Here is a 20,686-nt window from a genome sequence, read left to right as displayed (position 1 = left end):
TGACGTACCTCCTCCTTATTGGTTGATGTTCAGGCCTTCACCCTATCCCAGCCATTACGCTGGGCATTAGGCTACTATGCCGTCGGCTGACTTCTGCTTACTTACCGGCTGAATTACTTCATCCGGCGCTATCGTTTGCCATCGAGTTCGCTCACTTGGGTCGATGGCAGACCAAAGTGCCAAGGCACTTGTATACCCGAGCCTTACGGGTTTCTCACGATCGCTGGTAAGCAGATCTCCCCAGATAAGAACATGAACTGTCACTGCACCACTGCATCATTTACGGTGTCCGTTAAATCACGCGGCTTCGTTGTCTTGTGCCAACTCGCCTCCAGACTACGCCTTATATGATGTTTTTGTTCATCAGTCCGCAGCTTTGCGTCCGGCTTCCTTCCCACAAAACCTCGCGGCGTTGCAGTTGCCATTCGCTAGTTGTTAACGTCATACTACCAACACGGGATTCTGACGGTGATTTTCCAACAGAGGACTTTCACCTCATAAGTTCATGCCCATGCTGGGCGTACACAAATAGCTCCAGCTGACCATTTGCCGCGGGGCTTTTTTGGGGCCGCTTCGCTATTATCCCCCAAAAAATCCCCGCGGCAAATGGCAGCTGAGCATGGCGTTATACGCTCGGAGCCTAGTGGTCATGACGAAACAGGTTGCGCTGATCGCGCGTTGGCACGTAAAGGCAGTCGATGCTGGCACTAGATTGCTTGCTCTCTCCTGCTTTGACAGAAATCGATTCGTGGCCGGGCGGAATGCCATCGAAGATGATCTGTTCTCTTTTCAGTCGCTCGATCTCGAGTTCACGGTTGAGGTAATCGATGGATTGCACGAGTATTGCTTTATCCTTCGTAAACTCATTGAGCGGGCGGATAAGGTCGCGCTGGCGAAGAAGCTATTCCCGCATAGTGATCGTCCAGTTGCTCTGATCGGGCGAGGGGGAATTGAAGAACGGGAAATCCAGCTGTGCCCGGAAAATCTGTGGTGGATCCTCGGGCGCGTAATCCATTCGAAATCAGTGATGGTGCTCGGAGGAGATTACTGTCATTTGAGGGTATACGAAGATGGCAAGACTAGGGAATTCGAGGACGGTCGGGTTTACGTCGAGGTGGCTTCCGATTTCGATGAAAAGGAAGGATTGAAACACATCCTGCACGTTCCTTCGCTGGTCCGGGCCTATGCATTTTCGCAGTTGAGTCACGAGATAGGACAGAATAGTTTTCCGTCCCCACTGAGAAACATCGGTAACGCTGTCATTGATTGGCTAGGTGTGCAATCCGCTGAGGGTTCAGCAGATGTCGAGTTAGTCTATGTTTTACTTCTGGCGTTTCTTGTAGTGAGCGGCATATTTTGTGGTTGCCTAGCTTGCTGGAAGCGTTTTTATAGCGGCCACAGTAGGCTCGAGTGAGTTACGAATGACAAATTCCATCTCCGTCCAACTCAATACAAAAAGCACGGGGGCAAGTCTTGGAATCACTTATCCAACCTGACATTGCTCTCAACCGAAGCGCGGCTATAAGGGGGGATGTTTTTTCAGCTTGCCGTGCCGCGCCCGGTTAGCTTTACGTTAGAAAGAATAAGGGCAAAGACTCAGCGTTATGAAAGTAATTGGTCTCGACCACGTGCAACTGGCAATGCCTGCAGGAGCAGAAGCAGAGGATATATCGATTCCTGAAGTCACTCGGTGCTTCAGGCCCGGTCCGCTTGGTAATCGAATTGAACTCATTTCAACCGATGCAGCCCTCTAGCTTTTTATTCAATGCGGACGCGTAAAAAGCACACACCGGTTAATTCAAACATTAATTGTCATAACTCATTCACAAGGACTATCAACCAATGCACATTGCCATTCTGACATTTCAAGGCTTCAATGAACTCGACTCTCTGATTGCTCTCGGTATCCTGAATCGCATCAAGAAACCAGACTGGCGGGTGACGATCTGTTGTCCAGAGCCGGAAGTTACATCTATGAACGGTGTCACCGTACATGCGCAGTCAATGCTTGAGGATGCCACCTCGGCTGATATCGTTATTGTTGGGAGCGGGGCTCAGACGCGACAGATTATCAGCAATCCCGAGTTGATGGGCCGGCTCTCCCTTCATCCCGAACGCCAACTTATTGCCGCGCAATGCTCAGGTGCGCTAATTTTGGCCAAGCTTGGGTTGCTAGGCGCTGTTCCTGCATGTACGGATCTGACGACAAAACCGTGGGTACAAGAAGCGGGTGTTGCGGTTCTGGGCCAGCCATTCTTTGCTCATGGCAATATCGCGACCGCAGGCGGATGCCTTGCTTCATCTTACTTGGCCGGCTGGCTCATTGCGAGGACCGAGGGACTGGAAGCCGCTTCTGCCGCGCTCCATTACGTCGCTCCGGTTGGGGAGAAAGAAGCTTTCGTCGCCAATGCACTCAAGAACATTGAGCCTTATTTACCTACTGCGACGACACCGGACAAGTTGTTCCAGCCTACCGCTTTCTGCTACGCTCCAAGCGTCGACTAAATTCAACGTTGAACACCTTAAGGAAACTAATGCATGTCTCCGAGTGAGTTAGAGAAATATCTTCACGACCACATCCCCCTTTCAAAGGCGATGGAAATCGGCGTAATCCAGGTACAACCTGAAACCGTCATCCTGAGCGCGCCTCTTGTGCCGAACATCAATCACCGTGATACCGTCTTTGGCGGAAGCGCGTCCGCCGTGGCAATTTTGGCAGCGTGGTCTCTGCTGCACACCCGTTTGTCCGGCGAAGGCATAGCAAGCCGCCTGGTCATCCAACGGAACACGATGTCTTATGAGTTGCCAATAGACGGAACATTCACCGCTGAGGCTGCCATCGAAAGCGCTGAAGCGTGGGGGCAGTTTCTTCGCATGCTCAAACGCCGGGGTAAGGCCCGGATCACAGTCACCTCTGTATTGAATTTCGATGGCAAAGTAGCGGGGCGATTCGAAGGCGAGTTCGTGGCGCTCGGTGCAACAGGTGCCCAACCCATCATTTCACCGGGTGTTGCGTAATAAAGCCGTGCAGCGCCGGTGAATTCAGACATTATAAGGTTCGGAGCGCTCCACTCATATAACTCACGATTCAAATCGAGGTATCGTTCAATGGAAAAGCAGAAGAAAGACGAAGAACGCGAGCATCGCATCAAGATGGAGGCCATCGTTGACACTTACTGTCCGGAAGAGCAAGCGATGGGCTGGTACTACTATCTCCAGGACAGAATCGCCTTCCCTTTCAAGGCCCGCTGCATACGAGAGCGTTCAATTTCACCGCTTCGCAAAGGTGAGGAGGTCGCAGCTGAGAGTATGGCGCCTGAGGATGATTGTATGCATGAGATGTTCGTTATGGTGAAGTGGAAAGGGCGCTCGATGGGTCTTCCATTGGTGCAACTTGAACCGATTAGTGCGGATGAGGACACAATAGAAGCTGTCGGTGATTGGCACTACTGGGCAGATCGAGGATACGAGTTTGGTTGAGCTTGGCGGATGCGGTGTGATACGAACCGCATCCTGCCAAGCCAGGCAAATTCTCAAGCCGCACAGACTTCGAGATTTCCAGTCTGCACGACTCTTATCCTGGCTGGTCGATTATCTAACCAACCCAAACCCTGGCATTTCTGAACATGCGCATCCACGCGCCGTATTCCTGCCAATCATCCGGATGCCATGAATTCTGCAGCGTTCTGAAACAACGCTCGGGGTGCGGCATCATGATGGTGAACCGGCCGTCGGTCGTGGTCAGGCCGGTGATGCCGAACGGCGAACCGTTGGGGTTGGCCGGGAACTGGGTCGTCACTTCACCATAATTATCGACATAGCATAAGGCAACCGCTCCGGTATCCAGGGCCACGGCAGGGTCCGCGGCGAACTCAGCGCGTCCTTCGCCATGCGAAATCACTACAGGCATTCTTGAGCCTTCCATGCCGGCAAACAGAATAGACGGCGATTTTTTAACTTCGACCAAAGCCACGCGCGCCTCGAATTGCTCGGAGGTATTGCGCATGAAGCGCGGCCAGTGATCGGCGCCGGGGATAATGTCTTTCAATCCCGACATCATCTGGCAACCGTTGCAGACACCCAGGCCGAACGTATCCTGGCGCTGGAAAAACGCCGCAAACTCATCACGCGCACGCGGGTTGAACAGGATCGATTTGGCCCAGCCGCCGCCCGCGCCCAATACGTCGCCGTAGGAGAAACCGCCGCAGGCCACAAGGCCTCTGAATTCAGCCAGGCTGACGCGGCCTTCGATGATATCGCTCATATGCACGTCGATACTGGTGAAGCCGGCGCGGTCGAACGCCGCCGCCATTTCGACATGGCCGTTGACGCCCTGCTCGCGCAAAATCGCGACCTTGGGCCGTGCAGCAGCCACAAAAGGCGCGCTGACATCGTCGTTGACATCGAAAGTCAACCAGACATTCAGGCCCGGATCATGGTCGTCGGCGATGCGCTCGAACTGTTGCTTCGCGCAGTCCGGATTGTCGCGCAAGGCCTGCATGCGATAGCTCAGCTCAGACCAGACAGCCTGCATTTCGGCGCGGCCGGCCGAATAAACCAGTTTACCGGCATGGCTGATCGACATTTGCGGTTCTTCAATGACATTACCAATAACGTAAGTGCAGTCTATCAAACCGGCATCGCGCAGCAGGTCGATGACTTCTTCGCAATCGCTCTGGCGAACCTGTATTACGGCGCCCAGTTCCTCATTGAACAACGCCGCCAGGACATCATCGCCCAGATGGTCCAGCGTCATCGATACGCCCAGACGTCCGGCGAACATCATTTCGGCGACCGTAGCCAGCAAACCGCCGTCGGAGCGGTCGTGATAGGCCAGCAGCTTATCCTGGCTGTTCAGCTCCTGAATCGCATCGAAGAAAGCCTTGAATAAAGCCGGATCGTCCAGATCGGGGCACTCGTTGCCGATCTGTTTGTAAACCTGCGCCAGCACCGAGCCACCCAGGCGGTTTCTACCCGCGCCCAGATCGATCAGGATCAGCACGCTGTGCTCGCCCGGCGTAGTTCTCAACTGCGGCGTCAAGGTCTTGCCGATGTCGGACACCGGCGCGAACGCGGTGATGATCAGCGACAAGGGCGAGGTCATGGTTCTCTCGCCGGCTTGGTCTTTCCAGACCGTCTTCATGGACAGCGAGTCCTTGCCTACCGGTATGGCGATGCCCAATTGCGGGCACAAGTCCATGCCGACCGCCTTGACGGTATCGAACAAGGCCGCGTCTTCCCCAGGGAAACCTGCCGCCGCCATCCAGTTGGCGGACAGCTTGATTTTCTGCAGCGAATCAATATTGGCTGCGGCCAGATTGGTCAAGGCCTCGCCTATCGCCATACGGCCCGATGCCGGCGCATCAATCACGGCAATCGGCGTACGCTCGCCCATGGCCATGGCTTCGCCGGTCAAGGCATGAAAGCCCGAGGCAGTCACGGCCACATCGGCGACCGGCACCTGCCAGGGGCCAACCATCTGGTCGCGTGCCACCAAACCGGTTACGGAACGGTCGCCGATATGGATCAGGAAACTTTTGTCGGCGACGGCCGGAAACGACAGCACACGTCTGACGGCTTCGTTCAGCTCGATGCCGCTCGTATCGAGCGCGCTCAATTGCGGCTGCACACGCTCCGCCTGACGGTGCATTTTCGGCGGCTTGCCGAACAGTACCGACATAGGCAGGTCGACCGGCTTATCGCCGAACCAGGCATCGTTCAGCACTAAATGCTCTTCATCCGTCGCTTCGCCGATAACCGCGTACAGGCAATGCTCGCGTTCGCAAAAGGACTTGAACAGTTCCAGGGATTCAGGCTTGATGGCGACGACATAGCGCTCCTGCGCTTCGTTGCACCAGATCTGCATCGGCGACATGCCTTTGTCGGCATTATGCACGTTGCGCAATTCGAAGCGCCCGCCGCGCTCGCAGTCGTGGATGATTTCCGGCACGGCATTGGACAAACCGCCCGCGCCGATATCGTGGATGGAAACAATCGGCGTCTCGCCACCCAGGGAATTGCAATGGTTGATGACTTCCTGGCAGCGGCGCTCCATTTCTGGGTTCTCGCGCTGCACGGAGGCGAAATCGAGCGTTTCTGAACTCTCGCCGGAAGCCTGCGACGAGGCCGCGCCGCCGCCCAGACCAATCAGCATGGCCGGACCGCCCAGAATGATGATCAGCGAACCGGCCGGAATCGGCTGTTTCTTGACCAGCATCGGGCGAATGTTGCCCACCCCGCCCGCGATCATGATCGGTTTGTGGTAGCCCCTGAATTCATTACCGTTACTGCCCGGCGCAGGTTGCTCGAAACTTCGGAAATAGCCGGCCAGGTTGGGCCGGCCGAATTCGTTATTGAAGGCCGCGCCGCCGATCGGGCCCTCGAGCATGATGTCCAGCGCCGATGCGATGCGGTCAGGCTTGCCGTTATCTTCTTCCCAGGGCTGGATATACTCGGGCACCTTCAGATGCGATACGGAGAATCCGGTCAGGCCGGCTTTCGGCGTGGAGCCTCGCCCGGTCGCGCCCTCGTCCCGGATTTCGCCGCCGGAACCGGTCGCCGCCCCAGGATGCGGTGAAATGGCCGTAGGGTGGTTATGCGTTTCCACCTTCATCAGCACATGCGCCTCTTCTTCGACATAGGCATATTCATGCGTTTGGGCATCGCGAATGAAAACCTGGGCGGAATGGCCTTCGATCACCGACGCGTTATCGCTGTAGGCCGACAGGATGCCTGCCGGGCTTTTTTCGGCCGTGTTGCGTATCATGCGGAACAGCGACTGCGCCTGCGTCACGCCGTCTATGGTCCAGTCGGCATTGAAGATTTTGTGGCGGCAATGCTCCGAGTTGGCCTGGGCGAACATCATCAATTCGACATCGGTCGGGTTTCTGCCGAGCGCCTTGAAGCTGTCGGTCAGGTAATCGATTTCATCGTCCGATAACGCCAAACCCAATTCAACATTGGCTTTGACCAGCGCTTCACGGCCCTGCTCGATGATCGCCACGCTCAGTAAGGGTTGAGGTTCGTGATAGGCAAACAGATCCGGCTCGGCTTCGCCGTATACCACAGTCTGCGTCATGCGGTCATGCAGCAAGGCCGCCAGGCGTCCCTTGACAGCAGCAGAAAGAGGCACCTGGGTATCAAGCCCATATTCAATGCCCCGCTCGATACGGTTGACGGCGGACAAGCCGCAACGCTGAGCGATCTCGGTCGCCTTGCTGGACCAGGGCGAAATCGTGCCTGACCGCGGAATAACCAGCAAACGCTCAGTTCCACCAATCTCAGCCGGTAGAGAAGAACCATAGGACAGCAGCTGATCCAATACTGCTTTCTGGCTGTCATTCAGATCATTTTCCAGGTCGACGAAGTGCACAAACCTCGCCGAGACTGTCTTGACCGTTGATTCGATTGCCTGCAGTTCAGCCAGCAGTTTTTGAACGCGAAAGTCAGAAAGAGCAGAAGTTCCGGGGATTTTTAACATAGGAAATAAGAGTGAAGAATTAAAAAAATAATCTTTGGGGCGGCTCCAGCTGCCCGGCTTTGCAAGTGCGCTTGGGAGCTTTTGTATAGACAAATTTTTTGCGCATATGCACTCGGCGCAATGCCAATCGAGGCTTATTCAGACTGATCGGCTGTCAGAGTTTCCTGCAACAGGGTCAACAATTTCAAACCCGGGCCTTCGGTTATCGGTTGCCGGTCTTTATCCAGAACAGCCACTTCGGAATGCCGGTTGTTGGCTACCAGTTTGAGAATATATTCCTGCTCATTAGCCTGAACGCCTTTGAACATAAAAACGACCTCATCCCATAGCGATCCGTCTTCTACAGGCTGTTCATCCGGATCATACTGGACACGATACAGCGCATCTTCCTGATTGCGCTCAATGACTTCCACCGACTTCCGGCTTAGCGCCTTGCCGACCATGCGCCAGGCTCTTGAGACCGGTGCACCGATGCGTAAGCGGGTCGCTCCGCTTTCGAATTTAACCAGTTCAACCGGAATGACGCGCGGTGTCTCGGCCTCTTCTTCCGCCGGAGGCTCAACGGATGTTGTCTGAGTCTGTTCAGGCGCTGACGCTTCAACCGAATCCGCAGCAGGAACGCTTAATGCTGCGTTCTTGTCCAGATCGGGCGGCAGTTTCAGAGGCGGAATTTCCGTGGTAAACTGATAATCTTTTTCCTTGTCCGGAAAATAACTTTGAATAGTGGAGCAAGCCGTCACACCGCCCAACACAGCCGCAACAACAACGAGCGAGCCTAATCTGGATTTCATCATGGGCTTATATAACTTCCGCCTGACGCATCGCCTCGCGTACGGCGGCAAAACAGTCTTCGGTCAGCCAGGTCAGCGGCAGGCGTATGCCTTTGCCCATCAAGCCCATTTCGGCAACGGCCCATTTGACCGGAATCGGATTGGATTGAATGAACAGGTCTTTATGCAAGCCCGCCAGCTTGGCGTCAATTGCCGAAGCCGTTTCACTATCGCCCTTAATCGCCGCCATAATCATCTCGTGGACCAGCTTGGGAGCCACGTTGCCCGTCACAGTGATTGTACCGTTGCCGCCCAGCAGGCAGAATTCACGACTGGTCGCGTCGTCGCCGCTGTAGAGGGCGAAATCATCTCCCGTTAAATTGCGGATTTGTTTAACCCGGGACAGATCGCCGGTCGCTTCCTTAACGCCGACAATGTTTCCGATATGGGACAGACGACCCACCGTTTCAGGCAGCATATCGCAGGCTGTGCGGCCCGGCACGTTGTATAAAATCTGGGGAATATCGACGGCTTCGGCGATGGCTTTGTGGTGCAGATATAAACCTTCCTGAGTCGGTTTATTGTAATAAGGCGTCACGAGCAGACAGGCATCGGCGCCGGCTTCCTGGGCCCGGCGTGTCAGGGTAATAGCTTCAGTGGTCGCGTTCGCACCGGTTCCGGCGATAACGGGGATTCGTCCGCCGGCATAATCGACAACCAGCTTGATGACTTCACAATGCTCATCTTCGTCCAGCGTCGCCGACTCGCCTGTCGTACCTACTGCAACGATCGCATCCGTCCCTTGCTCAATATGATATTCCACCAGTTTTTTCAGACTGTCCCTGTCTACCGCACCGCTTTCATCCATCGGCGTTACTAAAGCTACGATACTACCTTGAATCATGAATTCTCTCGATCAGAATTAAACTGTTACAAAATTGCCGCCATTATACCAAGCTAATAAGCAAAACTCAGCCCGTAAGCACAAATTACATTGCAACTTCAATATTTAGCCAGAAATCTGTCCAGGGCATTGGCAAAATCCTGCTTGTCCCGCTGCCCGAACGGCGCCGGTCCTCCCGATACTTGGCCGGCACTGCGCAACTCATCCATGAGATCGCGCATGGCTAGCCGATCTTTGATGTTGTTCTTGGTATAAAGCTCGCCGCGCGGATTAAGGGCATGGGCATTTTTCGCTATGACATCGGCAGCCAGCGGGATATCGGCAGTAATCACCAGATCGCTTTCCTGTAAGTGCTGGACTATATAACGATCAGCCGCATCAAAGCCGCCCGGCACCTGCACCGAGCGAATCACTCGTGACGGTGGCACAGCCAGAAAGTGATTGGCGACAAGAATAAGCGCAAGCTGTCTGCGTTCGGCCACGCGAAACAGGATATCCTTGATCACATTAGGACATGCGTCCGCATCCACCCAAATTCTCATATCCGTCCTTTAAGCTCCGATCAATTTATGCAAATACCACTATAATGCGGTATAATGTTCAGTTAAACAAACATTTCTCAGCGCGCACGCGCCTTCTTTGCTCCTACAGGTAAATCCATGTCCAACGATGTTTCAACATTACCCTCTTTCCGTGACTTAGCGCTGAGCGAACCGGTGCTACGCGCACTGGATGATGTCGGTTATGAAACACCTTCGCCGATTCAGGCACAAACTATCCCGCATTTGCTGGCAGGCAGAGACGTACTGGGCCAGGCGCAAACAGGCACCGGCAAAACCGCAGCCTTCGCGCTGCCTATCCTGTCACGCCTGGATCTCAAGCAAAAAGACCCGCAAGTCCTGGTGCTGGCGCCGACACGCGAACTGGCCATCCAGGTGGCGGAAGCATTTCAGCGTTATGCCGCACATTTGAAAGGCTTCCATGTATTGCCCATTTACGGCGGGCAGGATTACAGCTCTCAGCTTCGCCAACTCAAACGCGGCGCCCATATCGTAGTCGGCACGCCGGGCCGAGTCATGGACCACATGCGCAAAGGTACGCTGAAACTGGACGGCTTAAGTTATCTGGTGCTTGACGAGGCCGACGAAATGCTGCGCATGGGCTTTATCGATGACGTGGAATGGATACTTGGGGAGATCCCTGAAGAGCGGCAGATTGCCTTGTTCTCGGCGACCATGCCGCCGGCCATTCGCAAGATCGCGCAGGAATATCTGGTTGACCCGGTCCAAGTCACCATCAAAGTCACGACCACCTCGGCTGAGAACATACGGCAACGCTACTGGATGGTCAGCGGCGTGCACAAACTGGACGCGTTGACGCGCATCCTGGAAGTCGAAACCTTCGACGGCATGATTATCTTCGTCAGAACCAAAACCGCAACCGTTGAATTGGCCGAGAAACTGGAGGCGCGCGGCTTTTCCGCCGCCGCCATCAACGGCGACATGTCGCAGGCCCTGCGCGAACGTACAATTGCCAACCTGAAAAACGGCAAACTGGACATTTTAATTGCTACAGACGTGGCGGCTCGCGGCCTGGACGTAGATCGCATCACGCACGTCGTCAACTATGACATCCCGTACGATACCGAATCCTATGTTCACCGCATCGGCAGAACCGGCCGCGCGGGACGCACCGGCGATGCCATTCTGTTTATCGCGCCGCGGGAAAAAAAGCTGCTCGCCAACATAGAAAAAGCGACCAAGCAAAAAGTTGAAGAGATGGGCCTGCCTTCGACCGAAATCATCAACAACAAACGCATCGCCCGCTTCAAACAGAATATTACCGATACGCTGGCGGCGGAAGAGCTCAGCTTTTTCAGCCAATTGCTGGAGCAATACCAGCAGGAACATAACGTCTCGGCGCTCGAAATAGCCGCCGCTCTGGCTAAAATGGTGCAAGGCGATACGCCACTGTTGATGCAGCCGCCTAAAAAGACCAAAGAAAGCAGAGAAGAAAAGCCGTCCAGATCGGAACGATCATCCAAGGAAGAACGGGCGCCAAGAGAGCGCAAATCAAGACGCGGCAGCGCAGACATCGAAATGGAATTGTTCCGCATCGAAGTCGGCCACAAACACGGTGTAAAACCCGGCAATATTGTCGGCGCCATAGCCAACGAAACTGGCCTTGACGGCGAGCATATCGCACGCATTAAAATTGAAGACGATTACAGCATGGTGGAACTGCCCACAGGCATGCCCAAGGCATTGTTTCAGGAACTGAAGAAAGTTCGGGTGGTAGGCCAACCGCTGAATATATCAAGAGTTGGGCCGGGGTCCGAAAAAACGGACGATGACGCTAAAAAAGCGGCAAAAAGCAAAAAACGGATGAGTTCCACATCCAAGCGCGCCAAGTCAAAAGCCACTGATTGATAAAAAACACTAAGGGCGACTAACCGGTCGCCCTTCGACCCGCATAATCTTACTGATTCCAGATACAGGCGCCGCCGCTGGCTTTATCGATAGCTTCCAGGCGCTGCTGATGCGCCTGCAGCTCTTCTTCATCACAGCGAATAATTTTCAGTGCGGGGCGGTCAACGGACAAAGCACTGACCACCTTGCTCATGCCAACTTCTTCCTGTTCCGCCAGATCTTCATCAAGCAAGGAAAACTGACCGCCGGTCATGACCAGGAATACATCAGCCAGAATCTCGGCATCTAACAACGCGCCGTGCAGATCGCGGTGGCTGTTATCGATACCATAGCGTTTACAAAGCGCATCCAGGCTGTTTCTCTGCCCTGGGTGCTTCTTGCGGGCATAGGTCAGGGTATCGAACACCTCGCTGTAGTCGGCGACGCTGCCGGTTCCGTTATTGAGCAGCGAAAATTCATGATTGATAAACCCGACATCGAACGGCGCATTATGAATGATCAGCTCGGCGCCGCGGATAAACGCGATAAAATCTTCAAAAATATCCTCAAAACGCGGCTTATCCTCTAAAAATTCATTGGTAATGCCATGCACCTCGATGGCGCCCTGATCAATGATGCGGTCGGGATTGATATAAACATGAAACCGGTTCTGCGTTAACCGGCGATTGACCAGCTCCACGCAACCGATTTCAATGATTCTGTGCCCTTCCTGAGGATTAAGACCCGTGGTTTCGGTATCGAGGACTACTTGCCTGATTTTCGGCCTTGTCATTTCTACTCTTCAAAATTTAAATAAAACGTTTGGACTCACTATCCTGCAGACGCACCGCCATGACATCGCAATTGGCTTCATGCAGAACACTATTGGCCGTTGAACCCAACAACAACGCCAGGCCATGCCGGCCGTGCGACCCCAGCACAATAAGATCGGCTTTCTCGCGCTCGGCAGCCGCTACGATCTCCTGATGAGGCACGCCCCAGACCAGCCATCGGTTAGCCTGCTCAACGCCTGCCTCATCCGCTATTTGAATCAGGCGGGATTTCTCCGCCTCCAGCAAATCATAGCCAGAATCCTGATCCAGCAGGATCACGGTGCCATAAGGCATATCAGGCATGGGAATATTATCCAACACATGAATAATGCTCAACCGGGCCCGGTATTTTCTTGCCAATGCCCTGGCTTTTCGAGCTACCGTCCCGTCATGCCCGGAATAATCCACGGCCAATAAAATATGCTGGTAATCACCCATGACTGCCTCTGATTCTTTAAAATTCAGTCCAAAAAGCCCAATATCGCCGATCAGCCTATTTAACGAGGAAATCCCGCATCATGCCCATATCCTCATGCTCAAGATTATGGCAATGATACATGAACACACCCTTATAATCGTTGAACGGCTTCAGAACCGTAACCTTCTCCCCCGGCATGACCAGTATGGTATCTTTCCAGCCGCTGTCAACAAAGCCCGCCTCGACAGTCTCATATCCCGCTCTAAAGCGCGGATCAATTTCACGCTTCAGCACCTGAAATTGCTCGCCATGCATATGCATGGGATGGGGCATTGACATCATCATGCCGCCCATACCCATGCTACCACTAAACCCATTATCGAATGCGATAGCCTGCAGGGTATTAACCGGAATAATCTCATCGTCCCGAATATCATCCATTGCGTAAGAGCGGCCATTCAGCAAAGCGGACATATGTCTCATGGACAACAGGATATTTCTAGGGCTGTCGGCATTGGCCGCATCCTGCAAGCGCAATGGTTTTATAGCGGACAAGCGCTCAGGCAGTTTGTCCTGCGCCTGTACCTGTTTGGAAACCCTGACCTTCAATACGGCATAATCACCGCCTAAAGGCAAGTCGCCGCCGGACATCATGCCGCCATGCATGCCTCCCATCATCCTGCCACGCATTCTTCCCATCATGCCCATGCCCATACCGCCATGCATGCCTCCCATCATGCCGCCGGACATAGAGCCATCAAACGAAAGACTGCGCAAAGTCAATTCGGTCCCTACCGCTTTACCGCTAAAATCCATCCAAATCTCGCGCCGCTCGCCTGGGGCCAGCATGATATAGGCGCGACGTTCCGGGTGCTCCAGCAGACCGCCATCGACACCAATGACGGTTATAGGCGTACCGTCATCCCAGGCCAGCTTATAAATACGCGAGTTGGAACCGTTCAACAATCTCAGACGATAAGCCCGACTGGCAACCGGCAAGACATAATCGGGCTGACCATTGACCACGATCTGATTACCCAGAAATCCTTGCATGCGCTGCATCATGTGATTGTTATAATACAACTGGTTTTGGTCATCGAAAGTGCGGTCCTGAATAGCCAGGGCCACATCGTATTCGCCCTTAGGCAGATCCAAAGCCTGTTCTTCCTCATCACTGACGATAAAGAGCCCTGCCAGGCCCGAATAGACCTGCTTGGCAGTGACGCCGTGCGTATGAGCGTGGTACCAATAAAATCCGGCACGATTCAGGACTTTGAACTCATAAACGAATGTCTGACCCTGATTAATGGCATACATGGGATTGCCGTCCATTTTGGAAGGAACATGTAAACCATGCCAGTGCAAAATGGATTGTGCCGGCAAATTGTTCTTCAGGATAATCCTGACTTTCTGCCCTTTTTGCAACTGTATGGTCGGCGCGATATAGCTCTCGGCATGATTAACTATAGCGGTTTCAGGGCCTCTCAGGACTTTGCCGAAAACTTTCCAGACCCGCGTTTCAGACCCTCTGAAAATTGGGATATCGACAACTTCCTGCTTTAATTCAATCTCCACATCCGGATCAAAATCGCTTGATGCCTGATTGCCCATCCCTATCATGCCTTCCGCATATGATAAAAACGGGTAAGCTGCGGCCATTGCAGCCGTCAGTCCAGTAAATTTCAACAATCTGCGGCGTTGAATATTAATCATGCTTGGCATTTGCATACTCCCCACTATTGAGCAAAATAAGTTTATGAGAATCTTTTAATACACAAACTCCTGCATGTAAAGCAGATTCTCAGCTTCTGCTTTTGCCATCGTTTGATTTAAATGTGGAAAACCTGGAGAAGCCTAAGGCGATGCGACTGTCGCTATCTTAGCAAAGCTAGTCCTTGCCGTACTTCAGGTAATGATTGCCTGACAATTACGACGCCACTTGAATGACAAGCTCTTGATTAACAAGCGACTATTTCAATTAAAGAAACAAGTTATCTAATTTTTCAGGCATTGTTAATACAGGAAATATCCGTATAGTTTTAATTGCAATTCAAACGACAGATTTAAAACCATGAGGATATTGATATGAATAATTTTCAAAAAGATATTCTGATCGGCCTGATCTTCATCAGCGGTATTCTTGGCTTTATTTCAGGCGAATTTATTATTTCGACCGTACTATTTGCATCCGCAGCTATTGCCAGCAACGTCATGCATTATGAACAGTAATGCTGCAGCTGCACAGCTGGCTAAGTTTTATTTCGATGCGAAACAGCAAAACAATGACTTTATCCCGTCATTTTGTTTGAAGAAGCTCCCGGTGTAAGCACCGGGAGCCTTTTTTATCACGATCTCGTCAAATTAATGCCGATTGCCGATGTAAGAGCCAGCGGCTGCGCCTAAACCGGCTGCAACCGGATCGCCTTGGCCGATCTCATAGCCCAAAGCGCTGCCTAAGACGCCGCCGACCAGCCCTGCCCCGGTACGCTGATCATAGGCAGGATAAGGTGCCGGATAGTAATTAACCGGCGGTTGAGGATAGTAATGATGAACCTCAGGCTGCGCATAGTAATGATGAACAATTTCGCGCTGGGGGTAATAATGATAAACCTCTGCATGCGGATGATAATCCCAGCCATGATGGTGATGCCCATGGTGATGATGGTGATGACCATCAGCAGATGCGAAAGAAGAATATCCAGCCATTACCAAAGTCAATTGCGTCAGGATGAATAATTTTTTCATTGTATCCCTCTTTATTGTGATTCAGTAAAACCTAGTCGGAAGATACCGTTAAGCTTTTTTAATTATTTTAGTGCAATTCTAGAATTTGTTTCTTAACACTAGCTGAACACATTTTCATTGTAGAAACACATTGAAAATGTGGGTTGGTTTTATCGGGACTTTTTTAATGCGGGCTGCGAGTTTGTTATGGAGGAGTCCTGCTGACGAGCAGGCCAAAACAAAAAAGGCCCCGATAAATCGGAGCCTTTGGAATTCATGGTGCCCAGGGGCGGAATCGAACCGTCGACACGAGGATTTTCAGTCCTCTGCTCTACCGACTGAGCTACCTGGGCTTTCTTGAGGTGATGCTGTTTTTCTTGTTGATTTTTTGTAATGGTGCCCAGGGGCGGAATCGAACCGTCGACACGAGGATTTTCAGTCCTCTGCTCTACCGACTGAGCTACCTGGGCGGCACTACAAAAAGAGCGCTATTAAACCCGATTATCTTAGACCCGTCAATAAAAAAATGATTTCATTCCGACGAATTTGCGTTCAGCGGGCTTTCTTCCTTTCGGAACAATTTGATAATAAAGCGAAATACTTTTTTTATGCCCGCCCATATCCGCGGCAACAGCCAGATCATCAGCAGGACAAACAATACCAATGCTATCAAAAACAGCACCGGATGATTGACAGAGGCCCAAACCCCGCCAATAACGGCAATATCTTCGCCAACGGATGCGAGCCAGTTGCTGAAGGGCTCCGGCGAAGTATTGATCAGTACACGCGTGCCGGCCTTGGTTGCATGCGTGCCGGCGGCCAGACCGCCGCCCATTATTGCCGCCGCCAATTCAACCGCAGGATTCAGATCGCCGACAGCGCCGGCCGCCAGCATTGCGCCGGCAGGAATGCGGATAAACGTATGCAGCGTATCCCAGCCTGTATCCACACCAGGTATTTTATCGGCGAAAAACTCAATGCAATACATGACCCCGGCCGCCCCCATCACCATCGGGTTTGCGACCACTTGTAAATCCGGCGGCAAATTCAGATTGCCGGTGTTGGCAAGATACCCCAGCATGAACAGCGTCGCGTAAAGGTTAATGCCGCTGGCCCAGGCCAGTCCCATTGTTAATGCCAGCGTCGTTGAAATTTGATCCAGCGCTTCCATAAAGTGCCCTTTTTGTTAAAAAATGCATTCAGCATAGCCTATTTTGCTGAACTTCCAATTAACGCAGAAATCTTAAGAATTGATGTTCCGCACGAATCGATCGCTGTTCTGTTCTACTGCGATGCCGTGTAGGTGCGAATGAATTCGACCCTACAACGGCGTAACATCAGTTATAAAGCTGTCGTTCGATAGTTAATTGTTTTATTTTCTACCACATTTAAATCCAGACCATGTAGAATTGGCGTAATCATATTCGTAACTTTGGGATTTTAAAGTGAGTTTTAGAGGTACAACCATTCTTTCTGTTCGCCGCGACGGCAAAGTGGTGATTGGCGGCGATGGCCAAGTCACTTTGGGCAATACGGTCATGAAGGGCAACGCCCGCAAAGTGCGCCGCCTATACCATGACAAGGTTATTGCCGGTTTTGCCGGCGCTACGGCCGATGCCTTCACCTTGTTCGAACATTTCGAAGGCAAGCTGGAAAAACACCGCGGCAACCTGACGCGCGCCGCCGTAGAAATGGCCAAAGACTGGCGAACAGACCGCGCCCTGCGCAAGCTGGAGGCCCTGCTGACGATTGCCGACGCCAAAACCTCCCTGATTCTTTCCGGTACCGGCGATGTCATTGAGCCTGAACATGACTTGATGGCCATTGGTTCCGGCGGCGCTTTTGCGCAGGCGGCCGCACGCGCCTTGTTGGAAAATACCGATTTAAGCGCCCGCGAAATCGTCGAAAAATCATTAAAAATAGCCGGCGATATCTGTATCTATACCAATCACAATTTGACCATAGAAGAACTGGACGCAGATCCTAACGAGTAAACGAATGACTCAGATGACCCCTAAAGAAATTGTAAGCGAGCTGGACAAGCACATTATCGGCCAGGCCAGCGCCAAACGCTCCGTCGCTATTGCGTTGCGCAATCGCTGGCGCCGCCAGCAGGTCGATGCCGCCTTACGCGAAGAAATTACCCCGAAAAACATCCTGATGATCGGCCCTACCGGTGTCGGCAAAACCGAAATCGCCCGTCGCCTTGCACGTCTGGCTAATGCGCCTTTCATCAAGATAGAAGCCACTAAATTTACTGAAGTCGGCTACGTCGGCCGCGATGTCGAATCGATTATCCGCGATCTGGCCGATACGGCCGTCAAAATGACGCGCATGGCGGAAATGGAAAAGGTCCAGAACCGCGCTTACGACGCTGCCGAGGAAAAAATTCTGGATATCCTGTTGCCACGGGCCGGCAGCGGCATGCTGTCCGACACCGAGGAATCGACCCGCCAGAAAATGCGCAAGAAGCTGCGTGAAGGCGATCTGGACGACAAGGAAATAGAAATCGACGTACATGTCGCCCCTTTAGGCGTCGAGATCATGGCGCCTCCCGGCATGGAAGAAATGACCAACCAGCTGCAAGGCATGTTTCAAAATCTGAGCACGGGCAAAAAAAAATCGCGCAAGATGAAAATCAGCAAAGCCTTGAAAGTGCTTCAGGAAGAAGAGGCAGCCAAGCTGATCAATGAAGAAGACATTAAAGCACGCGCCGTGGAAGCGGTGGAACAAAACGGCATCGTCTTTCTCGATGAAATCGACAAGATCTGCAAGCGCTCCGAACTCGGCGGCAGCGGCGGCGAAGTCTCCCGCGAAGGCGTGCAGCGCGATCTGTTGCCGCTGGTTGAAGGCAGCACTGTCAGCACCAAATACGGCACCATCAAAACCGATCATGTGCTGTTTATTGCGTCTGGCGCTTTCCATTTGACCAAACCTTCGGACCTGATTCCCGAACTGCAGGGCCGTTTTCCTATTCGCGTTGAACTCGATGCGCTGACGGCCGATGATTTCGTACGCATTCTGACCGAACCGAATGCTTCATTGACCGAACAATATCAAGCCTTGCTGGCAACAGAAGGCGTCTCGGTAGCATTCGCCCCTAATGGTATCCAGCGGATTGCCGAACTGGGCTTCCAGGTCAATGAAAAAACGGAAAATATCGGCGCCAGACGTCTGCACACGATACTGGAACGATTGCTGGAAGATATTTCCTATAGCGCGCCTGACCTGATCGATAAAAACATCATTATTGATGCCGCTTATGTTGATGGGCATCTGTCCGAATTCGTGCAAGATGAAGATCTGAGCCGTTATATTTTGTAAATCATGCGCCTGACTGTACAACCCTGTCATACCCTACCCATTGAAATCAAGCTGCATCAGGTGTCCCGCCTGCTTGAGATCAGTTTTGACGACGGCAGCGTTTTCAAGCTGCCGTATGAATACCTGCGCGTCTATACGCAATCGGCTGAAGCGGTCGGTCATGCGCCCGGACAGGAAGTGCTACAGGTCGGCAAGGAAGACGTCACGATTGAAGAGATCAAACCAGTGGGCAACTATGGCATCGCCCCGAAATTCAGCGACGGCCATAGCAGCGGCATTTACACGTGGGATTTACTGTACACATTAGGCGCCGAATATCCGATCTTATGGGCCGATTATCTCCATCGACTGGAAACGGCGGGCTATCAACGCAAAGCATCGACAGAACATTAAAAAATACCAAGCATGACAATGACAAACGACAACACCACCCATTTCGGTTTTAAACAGGTAGCCAAAGAGGATAAAGTCAAACTGGTCCGCGGCGTGTTTGATTCCGTGGCGGGACAATACGATATCATGAACGATCTGATGTCGATGGGCATTCACCGCATCTGGAAGCGCATTGCCGTGCAACTGAGCAATGTGCGCAAAGGCGAGCGCGTGCTCGATCTGGCCGGAGGCACCGGCGATTTGACCATATTGTTCGAAAAACGCGTCGGCAAGGACGGCCAGATAGTGCTGGCCGACATCAACTCCGAAATGCTGCGCACGGGCCGCAACCGCCTTATCGACAAAGGGCTGGTCGGCAATATCCGCTATGCGCAGGTCAATGCCGAATGCCTGCCTTTTGAAGACAATACCTTCGACTGCGTCTGCATAGGCTTCGGCCTGCGCAACGTGACCGACAAGGATGCCGCCTTGCGCTCCATGTACAGAGTGCTGAAACCCGGCGGCCGCGTCATCGTGCTGGAATTCTCGCACCCGACCGACAAGGTGACTGAGAAAGTCTACGATTTTTATTCATTCAATCTGCTGCCCAAAATCGGCAAAGTCGTAGCCAAGGATGAAGACAGTTACCGCTACCTGGCCGAATCCATCCGCATGCATCCGAGACAGGATGAACTGAAAAAAATGATGGAAAATGCCGGCTTTGAGCGTTGCGAATATTTCAACATGACGCAAGGCATCGTAGCCATACACAGAGGTTATAAAATCTAGCATGGCGATCAAACCGTTGCTAGCCGGCGTACTGGAAACCGCGCTCAACCAGTACCTCTCACTGGATCCGGATAGCCACTTTTTTTTAGAGCCGTTGGCCGGCAAGGTCATCGCCGTTACGATCCTGCCGTTCAATGAATCCGTTTACCTGTGCCCGACGACGGAATCCATCCAGTGCCTGGATCACTTCATCGGCGAACCCGACACCCGCCTCACCGGCTCGATCTGGACGCTGGGCCTGATGGGGCTCAGCTCAAAACCGATGCGCTCCATTTTCTCCGGTGAAGTGAAAATTGAAGGCGACATGCATACCGGCCGCAAATTTCAGGAACTGTTCGATAAGCTGGACATCGATCTGGAAGAAAAACTGTCGCACTACACCGGCGACATTATCGCGCATCAGATCGGCCGGCTTTTCCGCACCGGTCAGCGCTGGGGAAAAGATTCCATTGAAACTTTCCGGCTAAATGCGGCGGAATTTCTGCAGGAAGAAACGCGCGATCTGCCGGCCGCCCCGGAAATGGATATTTTTTATCGCCGGGTTGATGAACTGCGCGACGATTTTGATCGCCTGTCAAGCCGAGTTGAACGTCTGGGCCATGCGTTAGAGAATTTAAGGCAGAAATAAGTCCGGTCTTGCGCTACTGATACCCTCTCCGGTGGG

At 52.7% G+C, this 20,686-nt stretch carries 20 protein-coding genes and 2 tRNA genes; 11 read left to right on the top strand and 11 right to left on the bottom strand.

The window, feature by feature from the left end:
• The first annotated feature begins 649 nt into the window (after positions 1-649).
• The 4 genes from ACTNE6_RS04385 to ACTNE6_RS04370 all read left to right on the top strand — a co-directional run bounded on the left by ACTNE6_RS04385 (position 650) and on the right by ACTNE6_RS04370 (position 3,480).
• On the top strand, positions 650-1,414 hold the full coding sequence (locus tag ACTNE6_RS04385) for a hypothetical protein (protein WP_442498730.1): 765 nt from the start codon (positions 650-652) through the stop codon (positions 1,412-1,414).
• Between the two features lie 428 nt (positions 1,415-1,842).
• Entirely contained in the window at positions 1,843-2,505 is a 663-nt protein-coding gene (locus ACTNE6_RS04380) for a DJ-1/PfpI family protein (RefSeq protein WP_442498729.1), read from the top strand.
• A gap of 33 nt (positions 2,506-2,538) precedes the next feature.
• Positions 2,539-3,018 (top strand): YiiD C-terminal domain-containing protein, encoded by a 480-nt coding sequence (locus ACTNE6_RS04375; protein WP_331816063.1) that lies wholly within the window; start codon positions 2,539-2,541, stop codon positions 3,016-3,018.
• A 90-nt stretch (positions 3,019-3,108) separates the two neighbouring features.
• Positions 3,109-3,480 carry a calcium-binding protein gene (locus tag ACTNE6_RS04370; RefSeq protein WP_442498728.1) on the top strand — a complete coding sequence of 124 codons (372 nt, stop codon included), beginning with the start codon at positions 3,109-3,111 and terminating at the stop codon, positions 3,478-3,480.
• Positions 3,481-3,595: 115 nt separating this feature from the next.
• Here the strand turns inward: ACTNE6_RS04370 and purL are convergent, their stop codons facing one another.
• From purL to ACTNE6_RS04350, 4 genes are all read right to left on the bottom strand, one after another.
• Entirely contained in the window at positions 3,596-7,480 is a 3,885-nt protein-coding gene (gene purL, locus ACTNE6_RS04365; RefSeq protein WP_442498727.1) for a phosphoribosylformylglycinamidine synthase, read from the bottom strand.
• Positions 7,481-7,614: 134 nt separating this feature from the next.
• On the bottom strand, positions 7,615-8,274 hold the full coding sequence (gene bamC / locus ACTNE6_RS04360; protein WP_442498726.1) for an outer membrane protein assembly factor BamC: 660 nt from the start codon (positions 8,272-8,274) through the stop codon (positions 7,615-7,617).
• A 4-nt stretch (positions 8,275-8,278) separates the two neighbouring features.
• Complete coding sequence (gene dapA / locus ACTNE6_RS04355) at positions 8,279-9,154, bottom strand: 4-hydroxy-tetrahydrodipicolinate synthase (protein ID WP_442498725.1); 876 nt, start codon at positions 9,152-9,154, stop codon at positions 8,279-8,281.
• 98 nt (positions 9,155-9,252) lie between these two features.
• Positions 9,253-9,696 carry a YaiI/YqxD family protein gene (locus ACTNE6_RS04350; RefSeq protein ID WP_442498724.1) on the bottom strand — a complete coding sequence of 148 codons (444 nt, stop codon included), beginning with the start codon at positions 9,694-9,696 and terminating at the stop codon, positions 9,253-9,255.
• A gap of 117 nt (positions 9,697-9,813) precedes the next feature.
• Between ACTNE6_RS04350 and ACTNE6_RS04345 the strand changes: the two genes are divergently transcribed.
• On the top strand, positions 9,814-11,583 hold the full coding sequence (locus ACTNE6_RS04345; protein WP_442498723.1) for a DEAD/DEAH box helicase: 1,770 nt from the start codon (positions 9,814-9,816) through the stop codon (positions 11,581-11,583).
• A gap of 49 nt (positions 11,584-11,632) precedes the next feature.
• On the opposite strand, the gene dnaQ is transcribed toward ACTNE6_RS04345, so the two are convergent.
• From dnaQ to ACTNE6_RS04330, 3 genes are read right to left on the bottom strand one after another with little or no spacing between them, the layout of a single operon-like run.
• Entirely contained in the window at positions 11,633-12,355 is a 723-nt protein-coding gene (gene dnaQ / locus ACTNE6_RS04340) for a DNA polymerase III subunit epsilon (protein ID WP_442498722.1), read from the bottom strand.
• A gap of 16 nt (positions 12,356-12,371) precedes the next feature.
• The gene (locus ACTNE6_RS04335; protein ID WP_442498721.1) at positions 12,372-12,833 is read right to left on the bottom strand and encodes a universal stress protein; all 462 of its coding nucleotides are present in this window, start codon (positions 12,831-12,833) and stop codon (positions 12,372-12,374) included.
• A 55-nt stretch (positions 12,834-12,888) separates the two neighbouring features.
• A complete protein-coding gene (locus ACTNE6_RS04330; protein WP_442498720.1) occupies positions 12,889-14,535 on the bottom strand; it encodes a multicopper oxidase family protein in 1,647 nt (548 codons plus the stop codon).
• Between the two features lie 363 nt (positions 14,536-14,898).
• Here ACTNE6_RS04330 and ACTNE6_RS04325 point away from each other — a divergent pair, with 363 nt between their 5' ends.
• The gene (locus tag ACTNE6_RS04325; protein ID WP_194970300.1) at positions 14,899-15,042 is read left to right on the top strand and encodes a hypothetical protein; all 144 of its coding nucleotides are present in this window, start codon (positions 14,899-14,901) and stop codon (positions 15,040-15,042) included.
• A 132-nt stretch (positions 15,043-15,174) separates the two neighbouring features.
• Here the strand turns inward: ACTNE6_RS04325 and ACTNE6_RS04320 are convergent, their stop codons facing one another.
• From ACTNE6_RS04320 to ACTNE6_RS04305, 4 genes are all read right to left on the bottom strand, one after another.
• Positions 15,175-15,558 carry a hypothetical protein gene (locus ACTNE6_RS04320; protein WP_194970299.1) on the bottom strand — a complete coding sequence of 128 codons (384 nt, stop codon included), beginning with the start codon at positions 15,556-15,558 and terminating at the stop codon, positions 15,175-15,177.
• Positions 15,559-15,814: 256 nt separating this feature from the next.
• Positions 15,815-15,890 (bottom strand) — tRNA-Phe (locus ACTNE6_RS04315).
• Positions 15,891-15,931: 41 nt separating this feature from the next.
• Positions 15,932-16,007, bottom strand: a tRNA-Phe gene (locus ACTNE6_RS04310).
• A 62-nt stretch (positions 16,008-16,069) separates the two neighbouring features.
• Complete coding sequence (locus ACTNE6_RS04305) at positions 16,070-16,708, bottom strand: DUF4126 domain-containing protein (RefSeq protein ID WP_194970298.1); 639 nt, start codon at positions 16,706-16,708, stop codon at positions 16,070-16,072.
• Positions 16,709-16,982: 274 nt separating this feature from the next.
• On the opposite strand from ACTNE6_RS04305, the gene hslV reads away from it, so the two are divergent.
• Genes hslV through ACTNE6_RS04280 form a run of 5 tightly spaced genes read left to right on the top strand, consistent with a single transcriptional unit; the run spans position 16,983 to position 20,650 of the window.
• Positions 16,983-17,531, top strand: a complete 549-nt coding sequence (gene hslV / locus ACTNE6_RS04300) for an ATP-dependent protease subunit HslV (protein ID WP_194970297.1) — start codon at positions 16,983-16,985, stop codon at positions 17,529-17,531.
• A 4-nt stretch (positions 17,532-17,535) separates the two neighbouring features.
• A complete protein-coding gene (gene hslU / locus ACTNE6_RS04295) occupies positions 17,536-18,861 on the top strand; it encodes an ATP-dependent protease ATPase subunit HslU (protein ID WP_442498719.1) in 1,326 nt (441 codons plus the stop codon).
• A 3-nt stretch (positions 18,862-18,864) separates the two neighbouring features.
• The gene (locus tag ACTNE6_RS04290; RefSeq protein WP_442498718.1) at positions 18,865-19,254 is read left to right on the top strand and encodes a gamma-butyrobetaine hydroxylase-like domain-containing protein; all 390 of its coding nucleotides are present in this window, start codon (positions 18,865-18,867) and stop codon (positions 19,252-19,254) included.
• Between the two features lie 18 nt (positions 19,255-19,272).
• The gene (gene ubiE, locus ACTNE6_RS04285; RefSeq protein WP_442499669.1) at positions 19,273-20,022 is read left to right on the top strand and encodes a bifunctional demethylmenaquinone methyltransferase/2-methoxy-6-polyprenyl-1,4-benzoquinol methylase UbiE; all 750 of its coding nucleotides are present in this window, start codon (positions 19,273-19,275) and stop codon (positions 20,020-20,022) included.
• Position 20,023: 1 nt separating this feature from the next.
• A complete protein-coding gene (locus ACTNE6_RS04280) occupies positions 20,024-20,650 on the top strand; it encodes a ubiquinone biosynthesis accessory factor UbiJ (protein ID WP_442498717.1) in 627 nt (208 codons plus the stop codon).
• Positions 20,651-20,686 lie beyond the last annotated feature (36 nt).

Origin of the sequence: Methylobacter sp. sgz302048 (assembly GCF_052162025.1) — a bacterium.
GTDB lineage: Bacteria > Pseudomonadota > Gammaproteobacteria > Methylococcales > Methylomonadaceae > Methylobacter.
The sequence above is the reverse complement of the archived record's forward strand: the minus strand, read 5'-3'. Positions and strand labels throughout refer to the sequence as shown.

Bases quoted from the DNA above. Each gene is read 5' to 3' on its own strand.
- ACTNE6_RS04385 (WP_442498730.1), top strand. From the start codon at position 650: ATGACGAAACAGGTTGCGCTGATCGCGCGTTGGCACGTAAAGGCAGTC.
- ACTNE6_RS04380 (WP_442498729.1), top strand. From the start codon at position 1,843: ATGCACATTGCCATTCTGACATTTCAAGGCTTCAATGAACTCGACTCT.
- ACTNE6_RS04375 (WP_331816063.1), top strand. From the start codon at position 2,539: ATGTCTCCGAGTGAGTTAGAGAAATATCTTCACGACCACATCCCCCTT.
- ACTNE6_RS04370 (WP_442498728.1), top strand. From the start codon at position 3,109: ATGGAAAAGCAGAAGAAAGACGAAGAACGCGAGCATCGCATCAAGATG.
- purL (WP_442498727.1), bottom strand. From the start codon at position 7,480: ATGTTAAAAATCCCCGGAACTTCTGCTCTTTCTGACTTTCGCGTTCAA.
- bamC (WP_442498726.1), bottom strand. From the start codon at position 8,274: ATGATGAAATCCAGATTAGGCTCGCTCGTTGTTGTTGCGGCTGTGTTG.
- dapA (WP_442498725.1), bottom strand. From the start codon at position 9,154: ATGATTCAAGGTAGTATCGTAGCTTTAGTAACGCCGATGGATGAAAGC.
- ACTNE6_RS04350 (WP_442498724.1), bottom strand. From the start codon at position 9,696: ATGAGAATTTGGGTGGATGCGGACGCATGTCCTAATGTGATCAAGGAT.
- ACTNE6_RS04345 (WP_442498723.1), top strand. From the start codon at position 9,814: ATGTCCAACGATGTTTCAACATTACCCTCTTTCCGTGACTTAGCGCTG.
- dnaQ (WP_442498722.1), bottom strand. From the start codon at position 12,355: ATGACAAGGCCGAAAATCAGGCAAGTAGTCCTCGATACCGAAACCACG.
- ACTNE6_RS04335 (WP_442498721.1), bottom strand. From the start codon at position 12,833: ATGGGTGATTACCAGCATATTTTATTGGCCGTGGATTATTCCGGGCAT.
- ACTNE6_RS04330 (WP_442498720.1), bottom strand. From the start codon at position 14,535: ATGCCAAGCATGATTAATATTCAACGCCGCAGATTGTTGAAATTTACT.
- ACTNE6_RS04325 (WP_194970300.1), top strand. From the start codon at position 14,899: ATGAATAATTTTCAAAAAGATATTCTGATCGGCCTGATCTTCATCAGC.
- ACTNE6_RS04320 (WP_194970299.1), bottom strand. From the start codon at position 15,558: ATGAAAAAATTATTCATCCTGACGCAATTGACTTTGGTAATGGCTGGA.
- ACTNE6_RS04305 (WP_194970298.1), bottom strand. From the start codon at position 16,708: ATGGAAGCGCTGGATCAAATTTCAACGACGCTGGCATTAACAATGGGA.
- hslU (WP_442498719.1), top strand. From the start codon at position 17,536: ATGACTCAGATGACCCCTAAAGAAATTGTAAGCGAGCTGGACAAGCAC.
- ACTNE6_RS04290 (WP_442498718.1), top strand. From the start codon at position 18,865: ATGCGCCTGACTGTACAACCCTGTCATACCCTACCCATTGAAATCAAG.
- ubiE (WP_442499669.1), top strand. From the start codon at position 19,273: ATGACAAACGACAACACCACCCATTTCGGTTTTAAACAGGTAGCCAAA.
- ACTNE6_RS04280 (WP_442498717.1), top strand. From the start codon at position 20,024: ATGGCGATCAAACCGTTGCTAGCCGGCGTACTGGAAACCGCGCTCAAC.